5 protein-coding genes and 1 pseudogene are annotated in these 4,870 nt (G+C 44.4%); 1 reads left to right on the top strand and 5 read right to left on the bottom strand.

All coding sequences use genetic code 11. From position 1 onward, the window contains the following. From O9295_RS21465 to O9295_RS21455, 3 genes are all read right to left on the bottom strand, one after another. A partial coding sequence (locus O9295_RS21465; RefSeq protein WP_288035196.1) for an RRXRR domain-containing protein occupies positions 1-460 on the bottom strand: 460 nt, incomplete at its 3' end. A gap of 259 nt (positions 461-719) precedes the next feature. Then, positions 720-2,408 (bottom strand): ABC1 kinase family protein, encoded by a 1,689-nt coding sequence (locus O9295_RS21460; RefSeq protein ID WP_288035199.1) that lies wholly within the window; start codon positions 2,406-2,408, stop codon positions 720-722. A gap of 90 nt (positions 2,409-2,498) precedes the next feature. Further along, complete coding sequence (locus tag O9295_RS21455; RefSeq protein ID WP_147071563.1) at positions 2,499-2,804, bottom strand: DUF6825 family protein; 306 nt, start codon at positions 2,802-2,804, stop codon at positions 2,499-2,501. Positions 2,805-3,076: 272 nt separating this feature from the next. On the opposite strand from O9295_RS21455, the gene O9295_RS21450 reads away from it, so the two are divergent. Continuing rightward, positions 3,077-4,300, top strand: a complete 1,224-nt coding sequence (locus O9295_RS21450) for an ABC transporter substrate-binding protein (RefSeq protein WP_288035194.1) — start codon at positions 3,077-3,079, stop codon at positions 4,298-4,300. 326 nt (positions 4,301-4,626) lie between these two features. Here the strand turns inward: O9295_RS21450 and O9295_RS21445 are convergent. Together O9295_RS21445 and O9295_RS21440 are read right to left on the bottom strand one after the other, a co-directional pair. Further along, a pseudogene (locus O9295_RS21445) lies at positions 4,627-4,755 on the bottom strand (Txe/YoeB family addiction module toxin); the annotation flags it as partial. Beyond that, positions 4,756-4,870, bottom strand: a 115-nt coding sequence (locus O9295_RS21440; RefSeq protein ID WP_130758671.1) for a transposase, incomplete at its 5' end; no start/stop codon positions are given.

Raw genomic sequence — 4,870 nt, 5'->3', positions numbered from 1 at the left:
TGGTTAGTTCGGAAACGACTCGAAGTTCAAGTTGACGATTAGCTCTGATTGAGGGAGCTAATTTTCCTGTTCTTCTATTTGAAAATCGTTTTTGTCGATGCGCTCTTAGATTAAAAGGAAGTTGGCGGTTAATCCGTCTTCCTCTACGTCCTTTTCGCATTAACCGTCTATTGTCCATGCGCTCTCTTACTCGTTTAAAAGGAAGTTCTAAGTGAGCCTTCCAAAGAGTAAAAAGGGAGGATTGAACGCCAATTCCAGAGAATAATTTCCCCGGGTCAATACCAATGGCAATCGGTTGGGTTTTACTATCGGAAGGTTCATCGATTAGCTGGACATAGAAAATATCTAAGTCGTTGAATTTACCGATAGCTTTTCCTTCTTTAATCCACCGTCTGGCCCGACTGGGTTTGGTGGGCATCAACGGGTTTCCGTCTTTTGAGATAACAGGAACTCTTGCCATGGAGATAATCCTTAAGAGTAAAGTTAAAGTCCCTTTCCGCAACACAATCAAGATGTCTTGTCTAACAACGCTTTACCAATAAAGCTTAGAGGTAATCCGAACTAGGGAAGTATTCGGAGGTCTGTGCCAGATTGTGTCTCGATGCGGTAGTCTCTACTTGCGTCGCCTAAATTGGTTTAGGCAAGCTCCGTCCCTTTTAGGGCGGGGTTAGTGACCGAAATTTCTGCTGCTAACACAATATTTATTATCCTGCGATCGATTACATCATACGATCCTGACGTTCAATTTTTCGCCAAAGTCTCACAAGGGCTATCCCCGGAAGCAGGGAAATCGCCATCGGTACTAAAGTTAACCAACCAAAACCACTGACAAATAGAAGCGTTGCTGAGATGAGCAAAGCACTGATCAGTAAAGTATAGTTGGTTCCCATTTGAATCATACCCAATCGCCGTAAAAGTCGATCGGATTCGCTCGAACGTACCCGGACACGGATATCACCCCGTTCTAATTTTTCGATCGTATCATCGATGCGTCGGGGTAAACTCAGGGCGGTGCTGCTCACTTGGGCCGCTTGCCGTCCTAACTCATCGAGGATATTACTGCCATTATTTCCTGTCATATCATGTACTAATTGCAGGGCAAAAGGTTGGGCCACTTCCATAAAGTTAAATTCGGGATCGAGTCCTTTGCCTACCCCTTCCAGGGTAGAAAATGCTCGCATGACGAAGGTAAAGGTAGCGGGAAAGCGAAAAGGCTGATCGTAGGCGATTTCATAGAGATCATCGCTGATAGCGGCCACGGATTGCTCCTCAAAGGGTTTATCCATGAAGTTATCGAGCATATACTGGATCGAGCGCCGCACTGCTCCCATATCACCATTAGCAGTTAATGCTCCTAAATCTACCAGAGAAGTGACCACGCGATCGGCATCTTTTTGGGCAATTCCCAAGAGAGTCTGCATTAATTTTTCGCGCACGTTGGTTTTAATTTGTCCCATCATGCCGAAATCGTAGAAAATTAAGGAGCCATCACTATCAACGGCGATATTGCCAGGGTGAGGATCCGCGTGAAAAAAGCCGTTATTGAGCAGTTGAACTAGATAGGCTTTTGCCCCCAGTTTAGCCAACAATTTGCGATCGAGTCCTGCCGCTTCTAGGGCCTCATAATGACTGATTTTGATGCCGGGGAGGTATTCTAGGGTTAAAACCCGGGGAGAGGTGTAGCGCCAATAGACTTTTGGTACTTTAACCCAATCTTCCCCGCGAAAATTACGGCGAAAAGTGTCGGCGTTACGACCTTCGTTGAGATAATCGGTTTCTTCCCAGAGAATTTTACAGCATTCTTCATAAATACCCGTCCAATCGCGACCTTTACCCCATTTAGGATGATTTTGGAAGTATTGGGCGATTTTTTTCAGGATGGCCAGATCGATACTAAATAATTTTTTCAATCCGGGCCGTTGGACTTTGACCACCACATCTTCCCCGGTGTTCAGTTGGGCCCGGTGAACTTGCCCTAAACTAGCGGCTGCTAGGGGGATGGGATCGAAGCTTTTAAAGAGTTTATGCAGGGGTTTACCGAGGGATACCTCGATAATTTTGCTGGCCTGTTCGTAGGTAAATGCGGGAACCTGATCCTGTAGTTTCGAGAGTTCTTCCACATATTCGAGGGGAAAAAGATCGGCGCGAGTGGAGAACAGTTGACCGACTTTAATAAAAGTCGGTCCCAATTCTAGCATGGTTTCCCGAATCCAAGCGGCCTGTTTTCTGCGTCTGCCGGCGAGTTTTTCTTGGCTATAGCCGCCGTTATAGCTCCATTTTTTACCGTTGAGCCAGAATTGATAAAGTACAGTCAGAACGAATCGCCAAATATCTAGACGACGACGATTGATGGAATAGCTTTCTCGATTCCAACGATAGCTATTTTTGGCGACTTCGAGGGCCGGCATTGCTGGGTTTAACTCTGGGGTAACGGGGACGGGTAGAAAGGCTGACACGCAATTTTTGGGGCTTTAAAGCGACTAAAAGGGGGTTTTGGGTTAATTCTGGTAGTTTTTTAGTTCCGAGCGCAATTGGGCGATTTCGGCGCGCATTTCGTCGATGTTTTCCTGCACATCGGCACTGGAGGAACCACTGGACTCTGTACCAGTATATACTCCCTTTTCCATGGCTTGATCGGCTCTCATTTGCACTTCTTCGACGAATTGCCGCAGGTTTTCCCGTTGTTCGGCATCAAATTTGCCTAATTCGCTTAAAGCGTTGGTAAACGCATCTTCTAGCTGTTCACCGATCACTTCAGCGATCGCTCGTCCGAGGAAAAAGGCGTGAATAACGGGGTTAGTCATAATCTTAAATGGATGTTTTCGCTTCGGGGTTTGTGGACGGGAAAGGCGATAATAGATTCCCTAACTACTAGGTTAGGCGACAGAACCAGAAAAGGCAAATCGTTTTTCTGAAAACGGAGGTGAGACGGGGAGGTTAATCGACAAAATTAGGGGAAAGAAAGGGCGCTAAGGGAGCAAAATCCGGTCCGATCGCGTCGAGAATTATCGCTGAAATCAACCCGATTAGCGAAATAATAGTGTCATCAACAATATCATCCTCCTGGAGAGTTAAGATGCTCAGAAAACGTTTATTAATCCCCTTAATCTTATCCCTAGTCACTTTTGGTCTAGTGGTGGCCTGTAATTCCGGCACTCCCACCGGTCAAACTAACCCCAGTCCCGCAGAAAACGCCGCCACTGCCGCTATTCCCATCGGCGCAGCTTTAGCTCAAACCAGCAATCTCGCCCTATTGGGACAGGAACAGGTGATCGGTGTCAAGATGGCTGAAACATATTTTAATAAAAAGGGCGGAGTCAATGGAACACCGATTAAAGTTATTATCCAGGATGTGGCCGGGGATGAACCGGGAGCGATCAACGCCATTAATACCCTAATCACTCAAGATAAGGTGGTGGGTATTCTTGGTCCCTCCCTTTCCCAGCAAGCTTTTGCCGCTAGTCCGATCGCCGATCGAGCCAAAGTTCCCATTCTCGGCCCGTCTAACACGGCTAAAGGTATCCCCCAGATCGGTGAATATGTGGGTAGGGTGTCCGCTCCTGTGGCTGTGGTCGCTCCCAATGCGGTTAAAACCGCTTTAAAAATCGATCCCAAGATTAAAAAAGTGGCTGTCTTTTTTGCCCAAAATGATGCTTTTAGTAAATCGGAAACGGAAACTTTTCAAGAAACCCTGAAGAGTTTAAATCTTGATATTGTCACCGTGCAGAAATTCCAAACCACCGATACAGATTTTCAAAACCAAGCCACCGCCGCTATTAATATTAAACCGGATTTAGTGGTTATTTCTGGTTTGGTTGCTGACGGGGGCAATTTGGTCAAACAGTTGCGACAATTAGGCTATCAGGGATTAATTATTGGTGGCAATGGTTTAAATACTTCTAATATTTTCCCGGTTTGTCAGGCTCAATGTGATGGCATTATCATTGCTCAAGCTTATAACCCGGAATTAGATAGTCCTATTAATCGGGATTTTGTCGCCGCTTATACAGCAGAAAATAAAAAAGCACCGCCCCAATTTACCGCTCAAGCTTTTACGGGAATTCAAGTTTTTGTCGAGGCCTTAAAACGGGTAGATGATAAAAATAAACTCAGTACACTTTCCCTCGAACAAATTCGCCAACAATTAAATCAGGAAATTTTAGTGGGTAAGTATGTCACTGTCTTGGGAGATATTGCTTTTACTCCCGAAGGAGAAATCATTCAGGATAAATTCTCCGTGGCACAAATTAAAATGGATGCCGATGGTAAAAATGGTAAATTTACTTTTGTGAAAAATTAATAAGTAAGTGGTTCTTCTCGTTTCTACCTCGTTGCAAGGGTCTCCCTTGCAACGCATTTCCAGAGGTTCTAGCTCTTGTGTAATACTAAATCCTGTTTAAAGTGTTCAAGAGTGTTAAAGTCGAGTCCAAAATCAACATAATCCTGTTTTGACTTGCAATGTTCTATTCAATTAATTTCTCTAGGGATAGGACAGTATTCGATGGTGGTGTTGGACAAGAATAAAAGAAAAATGTAGGTTGGTTTTCCCTTTCTTCAGAAATTCTTCTTAAGTTTTCGTGTTCCCTAATTCTTGCTCTAAGCTAGTTCTGGAATTTCTGGCGATTATTAGTAGTGAAATTTACAGGAAATAATAACAATTTCTTGATCAGACACGCTATAAACTAGGCGATGTTCTTTTGTAATGCGTCGTGACCATAATCCTGATAGTGGCTCTTCGTTACCCTTTATGCTAAATCAACAGACAAGATGCCAAGATAACATACTTCTAACCCAAAAATTCCGAAAGTTTCTAAAGCCATAGCCTCTCCGTTTTATTAGTTTAAGTTTATTGTTGATTCCCTCGACCACC

This window comes from Microcystis sp. LE18-22.4A (assembly GCF_027531105.1).
GTDB lineage: Bacteria > Cyanobacteriota > Cyanobacteriia > Cyanobacteriales > Microcystaceae > Microcystis > Microcystis aeruginosa.
The sequence above is the reverse complement of the archived record's forward strand: the minus strand, read 5'-3'. Positions and strand labels throughout refer to the sequence as shown.

Coding starts and splice junctions, on each gene's coding strand:
- O9295_RS21455 (WP_147071563.1), bottom strand. CDS start 2,804: ATGACTAACCCCGTTATTCACGCCTTTTTCCTCGGACGAGCGATCGCT.
- O9295_RS21460 (WP_288035199.1), bottom strand. CDS start 2,408: ATGCCGGCCCTCGAAGTCGCCAAAAATAGCTATCGTTGGAATCGAGAA.
- O9295_RS21450 (WP_288035194.1), top strand. CDS start 3,077: ATGCTCAGAAAACGTTTATTAATCCCCTTAATCTTATCCCTAGTCACT.